This is a genomic window from Pontibacillus chungwhensis BH030062 (assembly GCF_000770675.1).
GTDB classification, from domain to species: domain Bacteria; phylum Bacillota; class Bacilli; order Bacillales; family BH030062; genus Pontibacillus; species Pontibacillus chungwhensis.
The window spans coordinates 23,380-38,787 of sequence record NZ_AVBG01000018.1; the positions used below are offsets into that span (position 1 = coordinate 23,380).

Below are 15,408 nucleotides of genomic sequence, written 5' to 3' on the forward strand. Positions count from 1 at the left end.
TAGCGTTATACTTTATGTAAGCGCTTAAACAATCTGATCTCAATTGAGGTGTAGCATTTTGAATGGAGTTTTATATAGAGTCAGAGAGTCCATTGGAGCGGTAAAGCAAACAGAGAAAGTCGTAGCCCAGTACATATTACAACATCCTGAAGAAATTGTATCGATGTCGGTTCAGCAAGTTGCAGCTAATTGTTATTCGAGTCCTGCAGCTGTGCTGAGGTATTGTAAGTCGATCGGATACGAAGGATTTAAGGATTTTAAGCTGAAATTAGCCGGTGATTTGTCGATCATTAGCTTACATGATTTAGAGAAAGAGCCATTAGAACCAGGAGCTTCTCTTGAAAATATCATGTCGGTTATTACAAACAACAATGTTCAATCGTTGTATGAGAGCTTACAGCTACTTGATAAAGAAGAGCTGACCAAAGCATACCGACTCCTGGTCGACGCAGAAAAAATTGATTTATACGGAGTAGGCTCTAGTTATCTCATTGCCTCAGACGCCGTGCAAAAATTTATGCGCATAAACAAGGTGTGTACAGCCTATAGTGACTTTCACATGCAGCGGGTATCGGCTGTGAATCTGAGAGCGAACGATGTAGCAGTAGCCATCTCCTACTCAGGTGAAACGAAGCAGGTCATTGACTGTATTAAAGTAGCTAAAAGTCAAGGAGCAAAGGTCATTGCGATTACGAAGTACGCTGACACGGCGATTAGTTCATTGGCAGATGCGGTGTTGTTTGTAGCGGCGAAGGAAGACGAGTTTCGTAGTGCTGCTATGACATCGAGGATGGCAACGCTTAATGTCATTGATATTTTATATACCGCCTGTGCCCATGAAGAATATGATGAGGCGCTACTCCATTTAAGAAGAACCCATGAAATCATCCAACAGAGCGGTGAAAAAGGAGGAAGAAACTCTTGATACAGAATCTTACCACAGAGACACGTAACCAACACACGATGAATTTAGATGATATGAATACCCACGATTTCTTGAAAGTAATGAACGAAGAAGACCATAAAGTCCCTCAAGCTGTTGAACAAGAAATAAGCTCTATTGAACAGGCCGTTAACCTTGTGGTGAACTCCTTTCAGTCAGGAGGTCGCCTTATCTATATAGGGGCTGGAACTAGTGGGCGTCTAGGTATTCTAGATGCAGTGGAATGTCCACCAACCTTTGGGACAAGCTTTGAAAAAGTACGGGGATTAATTGCTGGTGGTGAACGCGCCATTATGAAAGCTGTAGAAGGAGCGGAGGATAACGACGAACTTGCTGCAGAAGATTTAAAGGAGCTTGGTTTGACTGAAAACGATACGGTAGTTGGATTAGCAGCAAGTGGCAGAACTCCTTATGTAAAAGGGGGGCTTGCTTATGCAAAAGCCATCGGTGCTCATTCAGTAGCTGTTAGTTGTAATAAAGGTGCAGAAATTAGTCAATATGCAGATGTTTCTATTGAAGTGATGGTCGGGCCTGAGGTGATTACGGGGTCGACTCGATTGAAGTCAGGAACTGCCCAGAAGTTAGTAGTGAATATGATTTCAACGGGGGCAATGGTCGGCATCGGCAAGGTGTACGGCAACCTCATGGTAGATGTGCAATTAACCAATCATAAATTAGTAGAGCGTGCGAAGAACATCATCGCATTAGCAACAGGGGTCCCTTATGAAACAGCCGAGGAATACTTGAAACGCTCCGGCAGCAAGCCGAAAGTCGCGATTGTGATGATCGAGAAGCAATGCGATAAAGTTGAGGCAGAAGCTAGCTTAGAAGCTGCAAAAGGGTTTGTGCGCCACGCAATCAACTAATAGAAAGGTAGGGGAAGGATATGAACAATCGTGAGCTTGCCGGTAAAATACTTGAGCATTTAGGCGGAAAAGACAATGTTACTAGTTTTGCAAATTGTATAACCAGACTACGTGTGAATGCGAAAGATCATTCCCGCATCAACACCGAACAGCTTAAACAGTTGGATGGAGTCATGGGTGTTGTGGAAGATGAGACCATCCAGATTGTGCTTGGCCCAGGTAAGGTAACCAAAGTTGCGTATGAGTTTGGTGATTTAACAGGGATTGATGGCGGAGAAGTCGATCAAGATGAATTTGATGTAGCATCGGATACAAAGGCTTCGTACAAGGCGAAGCAAACGACGAAAGTGCAGCAAGTACTTCGTCACATCGGTAATATCTTTATTCCGCTTATCCCTGGTTTTGTTGCTTCTGGACTCATTTTAGGTATAGCCAATTTAATTTTGAACCTCGCCAATCCTGAAGCAGGAGTCTTAAACCCTGCTATTCTAGAATCTGATTGGTACATTCTATTACAATCAATTGGTGGATTACTATTCGGAAGCTTAGGAATATTTGTGGGTATTAATACAGCTAGAGAGTTTCGGGGTACCCTCGTTCTTGGCGGGATAGCTGGTCTCATTATTTATGCCCCAGTCTTAAGTGATATTGGCACGTTGCAATTATTAGGACTAGATTTAAAGGTTAGTACCGGACTAGGTGGTCTACTAGGTGTTATCATTTCAGCTTATATTTTCGTAAAAATAGAATTGTTTATTAGAAGACGCATCCATGATAGTCTCGATTTACTTGTTACGCCTCTCATAACGATTCTGGTTGGTTCCTTAATTACTGTTGCTGTTATTCAGCCAATCGCAGGATTTGTCATGAGTGGTATTACATGGTTCTTGGTAGACGTTATGCTTGAAGTAGGTGGAGTTGTTGGTGGCTTTGTACTAGCAGCGACCTTCTTGCCACTTGTTACTCTTGGCTTACACCAGGGATTAATCCCCGTGCATCTTGAATTAATAGAAAGTATCGGCGCAACTACATTGCTTCCGGTTCTAGCTATGGCTGGTGGTGGACAAGTCGGAGCGGCTGTAGCCATCTATCTTAAGACAAAAGATGAACGCTTACGCAAAACCATTGCAAATGCCTTGCCTGTAGGAGTTCTTGGGATAGGGGAGCCACTCATTTACGGTGTATCCCTACCACTTGGGCGTCCATTCCTGACAGCTTGTCTCGGAGCAGGCTTTGGCGGAGCATTTTTAGCCCTTACGAATATTGGAGCTATAACTGTGGGTCCATCTGGTGTAGCGTTACTCCCTCTTATATCTGACGGGAAGTATGTAACTTACATTATTGGATTGTTGATTTCTTACATCGGTGGCTTCGGGCTAACCTATCTATTCGGATTTAAGAAAGAAATGGTCAACAAGCTTTATAATCAAGAAAAAGCAGCATAATGAGATAAAAAATGATCTTGCCTGATTAGGTGAGGTCATTTTTTTGTCTGGATAGAACTATGATCTTTATCCTCCTTCCCCCGCGCGCTTTTTGTCGAATTGTGTTGCCTCCAGTTACCCCCTATGCTAGAATGAAGGCAACTAAATCAGCATTCCTTATATATATGTGGAAAGATGGCCCACACGTTTCTACCCAGCTGCCGAGAAAGCTGGACTATAAGGAGAGAATCGCGCGGGGCGACCTCTTTCCTTTTTTATTATGGGAAAGAGGTCTTTTTTTTATCGTGCATACAAACGAGAGGTGGAGATCGATGATGAAGAATGTATATTTAAACCATGATGGTGGAGTCGATGATCTTGTGTCGCTTTTCCTTTTATTACAGATGGATGATGTGAACCTGACAGGGGTGGGCGTTATTCCTGCCGATTGCTATTTGGAGCCTGCTGCTTATGCGAGCCGTAAGATCATCGACCGGTTCGGACATGGGAAGTCGGTCGAGGTCGCGGCATCGAACTCGCGCGGGGTCAACGCGTTTCCGAAGGACTGGCGCATGCATGCGTTCTATGTGGACGCGCTGCCGCTTTTGAATGAAAAAGGGAGCATTGATGCACCGCTTGCCTCAGTTCCGTCTCACGAGCATTTGATCGAGACGCTCCGTAAAACGGATGACCCGACGACGCTTGTATTTATCGGACCGCTTACGGATCTTGCCCGCGCACTGACTAAAGCACCGGATATTGAAGATAAGATCGAGAAGCTCATCTGGATGGGCGGGACCTTCCTTGAGGTTGGAAACGTTGAAGAACCCGAGCACGATGGAACAGCGGAATGGAACGCTTTCTGGGATCCTGAAGCGGCGAAGCGCGTCTGGGACAGCTCGATCGTTATCGACTTGGTCGCTCTCGAGAGCACGAACATGGTTCCGTTGACGCTAGACGTTCGTCAAAACTGGGCATCACAGCGTGAAGATCTGGGAATTGATTTTCTCGGTCAGTGCTATGCGATGGTTCCACCGCTTGTCCATAATCAGACAAACTCAACTTACTTTTTGTGGGACGTGTTGACGACAGCGACGGTCGGCAATGAAGGGCTCGTGAAGAAAAAAACGGTGAAGAGCATCGTCCACGACTCTGGGGTGAGCCAGGGAAGAACGGAGTTGTCTGAGGACGGCCGCGAGGTGAATCTTGTGTATGAAGTGAACCGTGATTCGTTCTTTGATTACGTGACAGAGTTATCAAGACAAGGTTAATTAAAAAGCAGGAAGAGAGGTGCTGTGCTTCTTGTTCCATAGTGTCATTTATAAAACCCTTACTTGATCAAACGTTTGATCAAGTAAGGGTTTTTTGCGTTAAGGAGGTCTTTAACAGGAGGGATTTATTCTGTTTAAGGCTTCTGCGACCTTTTGGAGGTGTGGAGAGGTTAAAAGGTCATAGATCACGTGTTTCTCTTACGTTTTGATTCGTGTGATCAAAGAAAACGTCACAGAAGGGGCATGTCTGTGACTGTTTGAGACCAAAACATTAGCAAAATGTCATCGATTACCTTGATCTCTTACCTTTTTAAGCTTTAAATCTAGCGTAATGTCAGAGAGGGACGATGTACCTGTCCCTATGGCCCACACCCCTGGCCCACGGATTGGGTTATCTCATGTATAATAAATACATAACGTAGGAAAAGTGAACCAGTACTTAACTCCAAGGGGGACAAAGAATGAGAAGGATCATCTTATCAACCGAAAGTGGTGCCGACTTACCAGGGGATTTAGCTGAAAAGTACAATGTTCAAGTCGTTCCCATGCATATCATAATGGATGGCAACGATTATTTAGACGGTCATCTGCCGGTCCAGGATATTTACGACTATTACGAACGCACGAAGAAGATCCCCTCTACGACCTCAACAAATGCTCATGAATACCAAGAGTTCTTTAATCGTATAAGAGAGGAATATCCGGATTGCATCATTGTGCATGTTGGTTATACTTCAAAAGCGTCTTCCTCTTTCCAAAATGCGGTCATTGCTGCGGAAGAATTTGAAGACATTTATCTCATTGATGCCTTGAACGTTACGGGAGGTTTAGCTGCGATTGTAATGTATGCCGCTAACGTTTTAGAGAAAGAACCTGACATTGAAGCGGAACAGTTAGTTGAAAGAATAGAGACAATTGTTCCTAAATCAAGGCTCGCTTTCATACCAGGCAGTCTTGAGTTTCTTAAAGCGGGAGGACGAGTCAGCAATATGGCTTCTTTGATTGGAACCCTTTTGAAGATAAAGCCATGCATAGAGTTGAAGGATGGAAAGCTTATGTCTACAAAGAAGTATCGCGGGAAGATGAGTGGAGCTACTGAAAAGCTCTTAAGGGATTATTTAAAGGAATTCAACATCGATCGAGAGCAGCTTTATTTTATCTACTCTGTAGGACTTGATGAAAAGATCAAAGAGCGGATGGATGAGGTGGCTAAAGAAAACGGCTTCCAGAATATAAGATGGATCCAAGCGGGCGGTATGATTTCGACTCATTCAGGACCCGGGGGATTTGGAGTAGCAGGGTTAGAGAAATAGTATGAGGGAGACGTCATAAACACGACGGTGTATATACCAAGAAGAGACGATCCTCTTTTTTAAATGCTTGGGGGAGTTGTGATGAAGCTGGTCGTAGGTGTGATCCTTATTATGATGAGTATAGTTCATGTCATTTATGGCGAAAAAATGCAGGTGGATGAATTAAAGACATTAAAGGCTAGCCCTCTGTTAATAGGATCTTTTAGAGTCATGTCCTTACAAGGTGGGATGATTCTATTGGCTGTGGGTGTAGTAGAAGTTTTAACTTTTTACAATTTAGTTGTCTTAACGGGTATTGCAGCCTTTATACCATTAGGAATTCTTTGTTTGAATGTACTATCAGTTTTTATCGTTTCTTTCATTAAACACCAAGAATTAATCAAAGCTGTAATTCCTCAACTTCTCATTTTTCTAATCATAATCATACTTGAATGGCTGACTGTTATATAACTTTTCAAGCTTCTAGGAAGAGGGGGGGCTTTGCTCCTTGTCCTGTAGTGCCTTATTACAAAAACCCTTACTTGATTAAATGTTTGATCAAGTAAGGGTTTATTGCGTTACAGAGTTCCTTAACAAGAGAGGGATCTATTTTGTTTAAGGCTTGTGTGACCTTTTTTAGGTGTGGGGAGGTCGAAAGGTAATAGATCAAGTGTTTCCCTTACGTTTTGTCTCCTATAATCAAAGAAAACGTCCCAGATGGGGCTTGTTTCTGACTGTTTGAGACCAAAACACTAGCAAAATGTCATCGATTGCCTTGATCTCTTACCTTTTTAAGATTTAGTCTAGCGAAATGTCAAAGAGGGACGATGGACCTGTCCCCATGGCCCGGGTGCTTAATTATGCTTCTATCGGTTCAAAAGTTTTGCAATCCGTTTCTTGTTGAGAAGAAGCGGTTTTGCCGGTTTCACTAATGATGAAAATGGAGGTTGCACCACATTTTTCTCCACCTTCATTATGGACACAGTTCTTCACTTCACATAGTACGTCTAAAGCCAATTCAATCACCTCCTAAACCGTAGTTTTCTTCATAAAGATGCTTTTACACGTGTTAATATATGTACTTAAAAAAGCCTTCCTTAAGTAAGGGAGGCTTTTGGTATAGAAAATTGCTTTACATTTATGTTCTAATTTTTGAACTGTTCTTCCTCCGTAGACCCTTTTAATGCCACAGTAGAAGACGTCCCCCCAGAAATCACCTGAGCCACTTCATCAAAATACCCTGTGCCCACTTCACGCTGGTGGCGCGTTGCGGAGTAGCCGTCTTTCTCGCTCGCGAATTCAGCTTCCTGCAGTTCAGAGTATGCTTCCATACCTCTCTCTTTGTATTGTCTTGATAGCTCGAACATGCTGTGATTGAGGGCGTGGAAACCGGCTAGTGTGACGAATTGGAACTTGTAGCCCATTTTGCTTAGCTCTTGTTGAAAGTGAGCGATCGTTTCATCACTTAATTTCTTCTTCCAGTTGAAAGAAGGGGAGCAGTTGTAAGCAAGTATTTTACCAGGATACTTTTCATGAATAGCTTCTGCAAATTGCTTCGCTTCTTCTAGATTAGGTTCAGAGGTTTCACACCATACTAAATCAGCATAAGGCGCATAGGAAAGTCCGCGTGCAATGGCTTGATCGAGGCCGGCACGTGTCTTATAAAATCCTTCAGCTGTTCGTTCACCCGTAAGGAAAGGTGCATCGGCTGGGTCGATATCGCTTGTTATTAAGTCGGCGGCATTAGCGTCTGTGCGGGCGATAATGACCGTCGGAACCCCCATCACATCTGCGGCAAAGCGTGCTGAAATTAAGTTCCTGACAGCTGTCTGAGTAGGGAGCAATACTTTTCCGCCTAGATGCCCGCATTTCTTCTCAGAAGAAAGCTGATCTTCGAAATGAACAGCTGAGGCACCAGCTTCAATCATGCCTTTCATGAGTTCAAATACATTGAGCTGGCCTCCAAAGCCCGCTTCTGCATCTGCCACAATCGGAGCGAACCAGTCAATATCATGGTTGCCTTCCATATGATGAATTTGATCCGCTCGTTGAAGCGCCTGGTTAATGCGCTTCACCACTTGAGGCACACTATTGGCCGGATAAAGGCTCTGATCTGGGTACATATGGCCGGATAGATTCGCATCCGCGGCCACTTGCCAACCGCTCAGATAGATGGCCTTCAGTCCAGCTTTCACTTGCTGCATCGCTTGATTACCAGTCAGAGCACCTAGTGCGTGAACGTAGTTTTCTTCATGTAATAGACGCCAAAGTTTCTTCGCCCCTTGATCAGCGAGCGTGTACTCAATATCCATTGACCCTCTTAACTTAATGACGTCCTCAGCTTCATATGGACGTGTCACATGACGGTAGCGGCTTTCATCTTTCCAATCTTTCAATAGTTTTTCTATACGTTCGTTTGTCATCTCCGAAATCCCCCTTAAGATAAGTGTTTATAAGCTTGAAGTGTTAAGAACTCCGCAAAATCGTCATCACGTATAAATGTCTCAAATAAGGTTTCGGCCAGCTTATACGAACCGTTCTTAAAAGCTTCTGGTCCAACCTCTTGTTGAATAGCTAGTAATTCTTCCTGCTTCCATTGCTCCACTAATTGAAACGTGACCTTTCTTCCGTCGTCTAAAATTCCTTTAGGGTGACGAATCCACTGCCACACCTGAGCACGGGAAATCTCTGCAGTTGCAGCGTCTTCCATCAGGTTATGAATGGGTGCTGCGCCTCGGCCGTCTAGCCAAGATGCCAAGTATTGAATACCGACGTTAATATTCGTTCGCACGCCTGCTTCTGTTATCGTTCCTTCAGGTATTTCGAGTAAGTCCTCTTCTGTAATCTCGAGATCCGTAATTAATCGGTTGATTTGATTCGGTGTTCGCATGTGCTCGTTAAAGACATCCATAGCGGTTTTCACCATCGCGGGGTGAGCTACCCATGTACCATCATGGCCGTCCGTTACTTCTCTTTGTTTATCAGCTCTCACTTTTTCAAAAGCTTCCTTGTTTCGCAGGTCGTCGTTCTTAACTGGAATTTGGGCTGCCATTCCTCCAATCGCTGGCGCACCTCTTCTGTGGCAAGTCTGGATCGTTAGGAGAGAGTAGGCTCTCATAAACGGACTCGTCATCGTCACTTCAGAGCGGTCAGGGAGGATAACGGCTGGGTCATTTCGAAATTTCTTCAGATAACTAAAAATGTAGTCCCATCTTCCGCAGTTCAAACCAGCCGAATGCTCTTTCAGTTCATACAGAATTTCATCCATTTCAAAGGCGGCCAGAATCGTTTCTAATAAGACGGTTGCCTTAATGGTTCCGGCCGGAATATTTAATGCCTTTTGCGAAAATAAGAAGACATCATTCCAAAGTCTTGCTTCTAGATGGTTCTCAAGTTTCGGCAAGTAAAAGTAAGGTCCAGAACCCTTCTCTATGAGCTGCTTCGCATTATGAAAGAAATAAAGTCCAAAATCGACTAAGCTAGCTGAAGCGGCTTCACCATTTAAGGTCATATTCTTCTCTTCAAGATGCCAGCCTCTTGGGCGAACCATTAGTGTGGCCGTGTCTTCTTTTAATTCATAGACTTTGCCTTTGTCATTTTGGAAAGAGATCGTTCCTCGAATGGCGTCTCTTAAGTTAATTTGTCCTTGTATTGTATTGGCCCAAGTTGGCGAATTGGCATCTTCAAAATCCGCCATAAAGACCTTGGCACCAGAATTCAGTCCGTTAATGACCATTTTTCGATCAACTGGTCCTGTTATTTCAACTCGACGATCCTGCAAATCATGAGGGAGGGGAGCGATGCGCCACTCTGTTTCTCTGATAGAGGCAGAATCTTTAAGGAAAGATGGTTTCGCTCCTTGGTCTAATTGTTGTTGAAGCTTTTTCCGCTCTGTTAACAACTCCAATCTTCTCGTGTTAAAGCGATGATGAAGCTGTTCTAAGAAAGCTAAAGCATCTGGGGTCAAAACTTCAGCGAAGGAAGGAGAAACGTCTCCTTCCACCACCCAGTTATTCGTTTTCATTTCCACGTAAACGCCACCTTTTTTATAGGATGAAAATAGCCTAATTACTGATATAAAACAGGTGCTGTATTCTGCTACTCATCTTTTTTAGATAAACAACGATCGCATTCCATCATGTACGTATAAACCTGTGATTTAACCTCTGTTCCACACTGGGGGCACGAAACTGTAGCTTTTTGATCTGACTTTTTCATTATTTTTTCGCTCCTTTTATATAACAAAAATTAATTTTGTTAACTGTTATGGTACAGTTTACGCAAGAGGGCTTGGTTGTGTAACTTTTATTTTTATTTTTTTTAAAAGGTCTCGTTCTCTTTGCCCGATGCGGAAACTATGCGACTTTCGCAACTCTTAAAATGCGAGGCCGTTCGTAAAACTATAGCCAGGGGTGTCTGGGGAACGGGGAGACTCCTGCGGGAGAAAGAGGTTGACGAGACCCCGCAGGGTGGGTTTCCCGAGGAGGCTCTAAAAAGAAAGAGGAAGTTCGACTAAAACCGTCACGTCCTGTGACAACGTCGAACGACCCCACGTCGTGTGGGGCCGCGGAAAGCGAGTCGTTCCCCAGACACCCCAAGTTCTTACAAACGTAACGGCCTTAAACTCCCAAGTTGCATATGTTCACAAATTTGTGAAATATTTCACAAACTGTAAGCGTTGTCAGGTGATATGATGTACTCAACCAAAGAAAACAAGGAGTGATAACCATGATCCTCTGCAAATGGCAAGACTTCACCACTGATACAGAGACCTATACGCTTGAGTTGTTTGAAGAAAGTTTAGGCGATGAGTTTAAAGCAATGATGTTGGAGGATGGGCAAGATATACCATCATTTATCTGGACCACAAATAATGTTGTGATGATTAAACAAAACGCACGTATGTATAAAGATATTTCTTTTGTTAAAATTCCGCGTAACCCAGTTTGTGCTTAAGAAAATAGCCTAGCTTTTTATAAATAATTATGTGAAATACTTCACAAAGTTATGGGAGGGTTTATAATGGCAGTTGAGGAAAAGCAATTAAAACTCGAAAAGGCTTCAAAGATGGTTGATGCGTTAGTGGCTAATGGGAAAAAGGCTTTAGTGGGAATGAAGGAACTAAATCAGGAACAGATTGATTTTATTGTGAAGGAAATGGCTCTTGCTGGATTGGATCAGCATATGCCTCTTGCTAAGTTAGCGGTAGAAGAAACGAAGCGTGGCGTTTATGAAGATAAAATCATCAAGAACTTGTTCTCAACGGAATATATCTATCACAATATTAAGTACGATAAAACGGTCGGCGTTATCAATGATTTAAGCGAAGAAGGTATGGTGGAAATTGCAGAACCAGTTGGAGTCATCGCGGGGGTTACACCTGTTACCAATCCAACTTCTACAACAATGTTTAAAGCGATTACGTCGATTAAAACGGGGAATCCGATTATCTTCGCTTTCCATCCGTCTGCTCAGAAATGTAGTACAGAAGCAGCCAGAGTAGTAAGAGATGCAGCAGTTCGCGCGGGGGCGCCAGAACACTGTGTTCAATGGATTGAGACTCCTTCATTAGAAGCAACTCAGAAACTGATGACTCATGACGGCATTTCTCTTATTCTAGCAACGGGTGGAGCAGGTATGGTGAAGTCAGCCTACAGCTCAGGGAAGCCAGCTCTTGGAGTGGGTCCTGGTAACGTTCCTTGTTATATTGAAAAGACAGCGAATCTAAAACGGTCTGTGAACGATTTAATCCTATCTAAAACGTTTGATAATGGAATGATTTGTGCCTCTGAACAAGCGGTGATAATTGATAAAGAAATCTATGAAGACGTTAAACGAGAAATGATCGATAACAAATGCTACTTCTTAAACCCAGAAGAGCGAGCAAAAGTCGAAAAGCTTGTGATCAATGAGCATTCTTGTGCCGTTAACGCAGATATTGTAGGGAAGCCAGCCTTTGAAATCGCTCAAATGGCAGGGATCACCGTTCCGAAAGATACTAAAATTCTAGTAGCCGAGTTAAAAGGTGTCGGCCCTAATTATCCACTATCTAGGGAAAAGCTTAGCCCAGTGCTTGCTTGTTATAGAGCGAACTCTGCTGAAGAAGGATTCAAACGAGCAGAAGAAATGCTTGAGTTTGGTGGATTAGGTCACTCTGCCGTGATCCATACAGAAGATCAGCAGGTCATTGATGCCTTTGGTCTACGCATGAAAGCAGGCCGCCTCATTGTAAATGCGCCATCTTCTCAAGGTGCTATTGGGGATATTTATAATGCTTACATGCCTTCCCTGACACTAGGATGCGGAACATATGGTGGGAACTCAGTGTCTACGAATGTAGGATCTGTTCACTTAATCAACGTTAAGAAAATGGCGAAACGAACAAATAACATGCAGTGGTTTAAAATTCCGCCGAAAATCTATTTTGAGAAGAACTCCATTCAGTATTTAGCGAAAATGCCTAAGATTTCAAGAGCCTTTATCGTTACGGATGAGGGCATGGTGAAGCTTGGGTATGTTGATAAAATTTTGCACTACTTACGGAAACGCCCAGATTACGTACACTGTGAAATCTTCTCTGATGTAGAACCGGATCCATCCAGTGAAACCGTGATGCGCGGGGCTGAAATGATGAAGCAGTTCCAGCCAGACGTGATTATCGCGTTAGGTGGAGGATCCGCAATGGATGCTGCTAAAGGAATGTGGCTATTCTACGAACGACCTGATACAGATTTCAACGGATTGAAACAGAAATTCTTAGACATTCGTAAACGTGTGTTCAAATACCCTGAACTAGGATTGCAAGCTCAATTTGTAGCCATTCCCACGACTTCTGGAACAGGTTCAGAGGTGACATCCTTCTCTGTTATTACAGATAAAGAAGAGAATGTGAAATATCCATTAGCTGATTATGAGTTAACACCTGATGTAGCGATTATCGACCCACAGTTTGTCATGACCGTACCAAAAGTCGTTACAGCAGATACAGGTATGGATGTCCTGACTCATGCCATTGAAGCTTACGTGTCTAATATGGCCAATGATTATACAGACGGTCTTGCGATGAAAGCGATCCAACTGGTGTTTGAGTATCTACCAAGAGCTTATCGCAACGGCGATAAGGATGAAGAAGCTCGTGAGAAAATGCATAACGCGTCAACGATTGCCGGCATGGCTTTTGCCAATGCATTCTTAGGTATTAACCACAGTTTGGCACATAAATTAGGCGCTGAGTTCCACATTGCTCACGGTCGTTCTAATGCCATCCTTATGCCACACGTAATCCGTTACAATGCAACAAAACCAAATAAATTCACAGCATTTCCTAAGTATGAGCACTTCAAAGCTGATATCCGTTATGCCGAAATCGCTCGCATGCTAGGGTTGCCAGCACGCACAACAGAAGAGGGTGTTGAGAGTTTAGTTCAAGCCATTATTCGTTTGGCACAGGAATTAAATATTCCAATGAGCATAGCTGAGAACGGAGTCGATGCCAAAGAATTCGAAGCTAAACTGGATTTGTTAGCAGACCGTGCGTTTGAAGATCAATGTACAACAGCGAACCCTAAATTACCGCTTGTGACAGAATTAGCTGAGGTTTATCGTAAGGCGTACAAAGGAGTATAGCTAGTAAATTTGATAAATCTATTAAAAAAAGAACCTTAAGGTGTTTAACCTTAAGGTTCTTTGCTTTCCTATCTAAATCAAGCGATATCTTGCTTTTGAAATCTATAAAAACCGATAACGGCTAATATGAGAGAGTAAACGGCAATGATGGTAAGAGAAAACAAGAGTCCTTCTCCACCGCCCATTACCATGGCCTGATTGCTAATAATTTCATTGTCGCTGTAAACCTCAAGCGTTAGGTTCGGGTAGATAAAGTAGCTTGCATTCCAATCTAGTAATTGGAAGAGACCCGTCACCATGCCACCCGCTGTATCGATTACAAAGAACAGGACAACCGCCACAGTTGTGCTTTTAAACAAAGTCCCGATAATGACGGATAAACAGAGGTAAAACACGTAAACAGGAATTTGATATAAACAAGCTAAAGCAGCTGTTACTAAAAGGTTCTCAGAAGCAGATGATGCATCAAATAGCAGTACAGACACAAGGTAAATGATAATGTTAAAGACTACCATTAGCATAAGGGTAGCCAGAAAGCCGCTCACTAGTTTAGATCCAAGGAGAGACAGCCTTGAGATAGGTCGGATCGCCAGTTGCTTAATTGTCCCCTTATGAAATTCGCTCGTAATAGACGAGGTTGTTATAATGACACCGTAAAATAACAGAAATGTTCCATTTATAAGCATCTGAGAAGTAATCAGGAACGACTCAGCTGATGGAAGCGCCCCTTCGTTCAAAAAGATGCGTAGGGAAACCGATATAATAAGGTATAATCCCAACACAATGATAAGAAACCATTTGACGCCGTTTCGATACCAGGTCTTTAACAGTTCGTTATACATTAAAGAGCTCATGCTTTTTCGCCTCCTGTCAGTTCTAGGAATTGGTCTTCAAGGGTATCTTTTAGGATGACTTCGTACAAAAGAATTCCTTGGTCTGAAGCTTCTTTAATAATGGTCGGAATTTGATCTTGTTCAATTTCTGAAAGAGTTATGTACTTCTTATCTTCTTCTACTGTACCGTATTTCTCGAGCACAGGGATGAGTTCCTTGTTGGAAGTAGCACGGAATAAAGCCTTTACTCTTTGTTCTTCCGATTCAGTCTTTTCATTCATAGAGAATTGTTTTACGAACTTCCCGTCTTGGATGATCAACACTTCATCACACATCATTTCCGCTTCTGACAAAAGGTGAGTAGAAACAAGTACAGTGACTCCTTCGTCATCTGCCAAGGTTCTTAGATAACTACGCAACTCCCGAATGCCTTTTGGATCCAGCCCATTTGTTGGCTCATCAAGAATAAGGATAGATGGTTTATGAAGCAGGGCCTGTGCAATCCCGAGCCTTTGCTTCATACCCAGTGAATATGTCTTCACTTTATCATCAATAGCTCCTGACAACTCTACAAAATTCACTAGCTCGTTAATTCGGTCTTGTGAAATCTTTGGCGTGTGCATACGGCTGAAATGTTGCATGTTCTGTGTGCCTGACATTAGGTTATACATCTCTGGATTTTCAACTACAGCTCCAATACTTGAGAGAGCTTTGCTCCGCTCTGTTTTTAAGTTATGACCATTAACGATAATTTCTCCTTTGTCAGCGTGAAGAAGACTTACAAGCATGCGAATTGTCGTTGTTTTTCCGGCACCGTTTGGTCCGAGGAATCCATAAATTTTTCCTTTATCAAGTTCGAAGGAAAGGTCATCAATAATCGTTTTTTTCTTAAACGATTTTGATAGATTTTTAACTACAAGTGGTTTAGATGACAAACAATCAGCTCCTTTGTTAGATACTGTATCCCTTTACGTTTATGGTAAATAAAAGGTTTCATTCCATTTATAGGAACACAGAACTTACCGTACCACAATCTCACATTATATGGAATAGGGGATGGTGGATGAAAAGAAAATACTGGCGTGGTAGGGGAACCATTCCCAAAGGGGAGAGTTTTACTAGTTTTACTGTTCACCCTCTGTAGTATATAATG

Annotated in this window: 13 protein-coding genes, 1 pseudogene and 1 riboswitch; of the genes and pseudogenes, 8 read left to right on the plus strand and 6 right to left on the minus strand. The window is 42.9% G+C overall.

Going from position 1 to position 15,408, the window contains the following annotated elements; genetic code table 11:
• The first annotated feature begins 58 nt into the window (after positions 1-58).
• The 6 genes from N780_RS17315 (at position 59) to N780_RS17340 (ending at position 6,267) form a co-directional block, all read left to right on the plus strand.
• Positions 59-925 carry a MurR/RpiR family transcriptional regulator gene (locus tag N780_RS17315; protein ID WP_036787010.1) on the plus strand — a complete coding sequence of 289 codons (867 nt, stop codon included), beginning with the start codon at positions 59-61 and terminating at the stop codon, positions 923-925.
• Positions 922-1,809 carry an N-acetylmuramic acid 6-phosphate etherase gene (gene murQ, locus N780_RS17320; protein WP_036787015.1) on the plus strand — a complete coding sequence of 296 codons (888 nt, stop codon included), beginning with the start codon at positions 922-924 and terminating at the stop codon, positions 1,807-1,809. The genes N780_RS17315 and murQ overlap by 4 nt, the downstream gene beginning before the upstream one ends.
• Before the next feature lie 20 nt (positions 1,810-1,829).
• Entirely contained in the window at positions 1,830-3,254 is a 1,425-nt protein-coding gene (locus tag N780_RS17325; RefSeq protein ID WP_052115150.1) for a PTS transporter subunit EIIC, read from the plus strand.
• Positions 3,255-3,390: 136 nt separating this feature from the next.
• Positions 3,391-3,491: riboswitch (purine riboswitch) on the plus strand.
• Between the two features lie 74 nt (positions 3,492-3,565).
• Positions 3,566-4,504, plus strand: a complete 939-nt coding sequence (locus N780_RS17330) for a nucleoside hydrolase (RefSeq protein WP_036787018.1) — start codon at positions 3,566-3,568, stop codon at positions 4,502-4,504.
• Positions 4,505-4,965: 461 nt separating this feature from the next.
• Complete coding sequence (locus N780_RS17335; protein ID WP_036787020.1) at positions 4,966-5,817, plus strand: DegV family protein; 852 nt, start codon at positions 4,966-4,968, stop codon at positions 5,815-5,817.
• Between the two features lie 81 nt (positions 5,818-5,898).
• On the plus strand, positions 5,899-6,267 hold the full coding sequence (locus N780_RS17340; RefSeq protein ID WP_036787023.1) for a hypothetical protein: 369 nt from the start codon (positions 5,899-5,901) through the stop codon (positions 6,265-6,267).
• Positions 6,268-6,654: 387 nt separating this feature from the next.
• Here N780_RS17340 and N780_RS19615 read toward each other — a convergent pair whose 3' ends face one another.
• From N780_RS19615 to N780_RS20220, 4 genes and pseudogenes are all read right to left on the minus strand, one after another.
• Positions 6,655-6,813, minus strand: coding sequence for a DUF1540 domain-containing protein (locus N780_RS19615; protein WP_084599722.1), 159 nt, complete (start codon positions 6,811-6,813; stop codon positions 6,655-6,657).
• Positions 6,814-6,941: 128 nt separating this feature from the next.
• On the minus strand, positions 6,942-8,219 hold the full coding sequence (gene aceA / locus N780_RS17345) for an isocitrate lyase (protein WP_036787025.1): 1,278 nt from the start codon (positions 8,217-8,219) through the stop codon (positions 6,942-6,944).
• 14 nt (positions 8,220-8,233) lie between these two features.
• Positions 8,234-9,826, minus strand: coding sequence for a malate synthase A (aceB, locus tag N780_RS17350; protein WP_438942513.1), 1,593 nt, complete (start codon positions 9,824-9,826; stop codon positions 8,234-8,236).
• Positions 9,827-9,894: 68 nt separating this feature from the next.
• Positions 9,895-9,981 (minus strand): annotated as a pseudogene (locus N780_RS20220) (protein YhfH); the annotation flags it as partial.
• Between the two features lie 543 nt (positions 9,982-10,524).
• On the opposite strand from N780_RS20220, the gene N780_RS17355 reads away from it, so the two are divergent.
• Together N780_RS17355 and adhE are read left to right on the plus strand one after the other, a co-directional pair.
• Positions 10,525-10,752 carry a hypothetical protein gene (locus tag N780_RS17355; RefSeq protein ID WP_036787028.1) on the plus strand — a complete coding sequence of 76 codons (228 nt, stop codon included), beginning with the start codon at positions 10,525-10,527 and terminating at the stop codon, positions 10,750-10,752.
• A gap of 66 nt (positions 10,753-10,818) precedes the next feature.
• A complete protein-coding gene (gene adhE, locus N780_RS17360) occupies positions 10,819-13,422 on the plus strand; it encodes a bifunctional acetaldehyde-CoA/alcohol dehydrogenase (RefSeq protein ID WP_036787030.1) in 2,604 nt (867 codons plus the stop codon).
• Positions 13,423-13,499: 77 nt separating this feature from the next.
• On the opposite strand, the gene N780_RS17365 is transcribed toward adhE, so the two are convergent.
• Together N780_RS17365 and N780_RS17370 are read right to left on the minus strand one after the other, a co-directional pair.
• Positions 13,500-14,276 carry an ABC transporter permease gene (locus N780_RS17365; protein WP_036787032.1) on the minus strand — a complete coding sequence of 259 codons (777 nt, stop codon included), beginning with the start codon at positions 14,274-14,276 and terminating at the stop codon, positions 13,500-13,502.
• Complete coding sequence (locus N780_RS17370; protein ID WP_036787034.1) at positions 14,273-15,190, minus strand: ABC transporter ATP-binding protein; 918 nt, start codon at positions 15,188-15,190, stop codon at positions 14,273-14,275. The genes N780_RS17365 and N780_RS17370 overlap by 4 nt, the downstream gene beginning before the upstream one ends.
• Positions 15,191-15,408 lie beyond the last annotated feature (218 nt).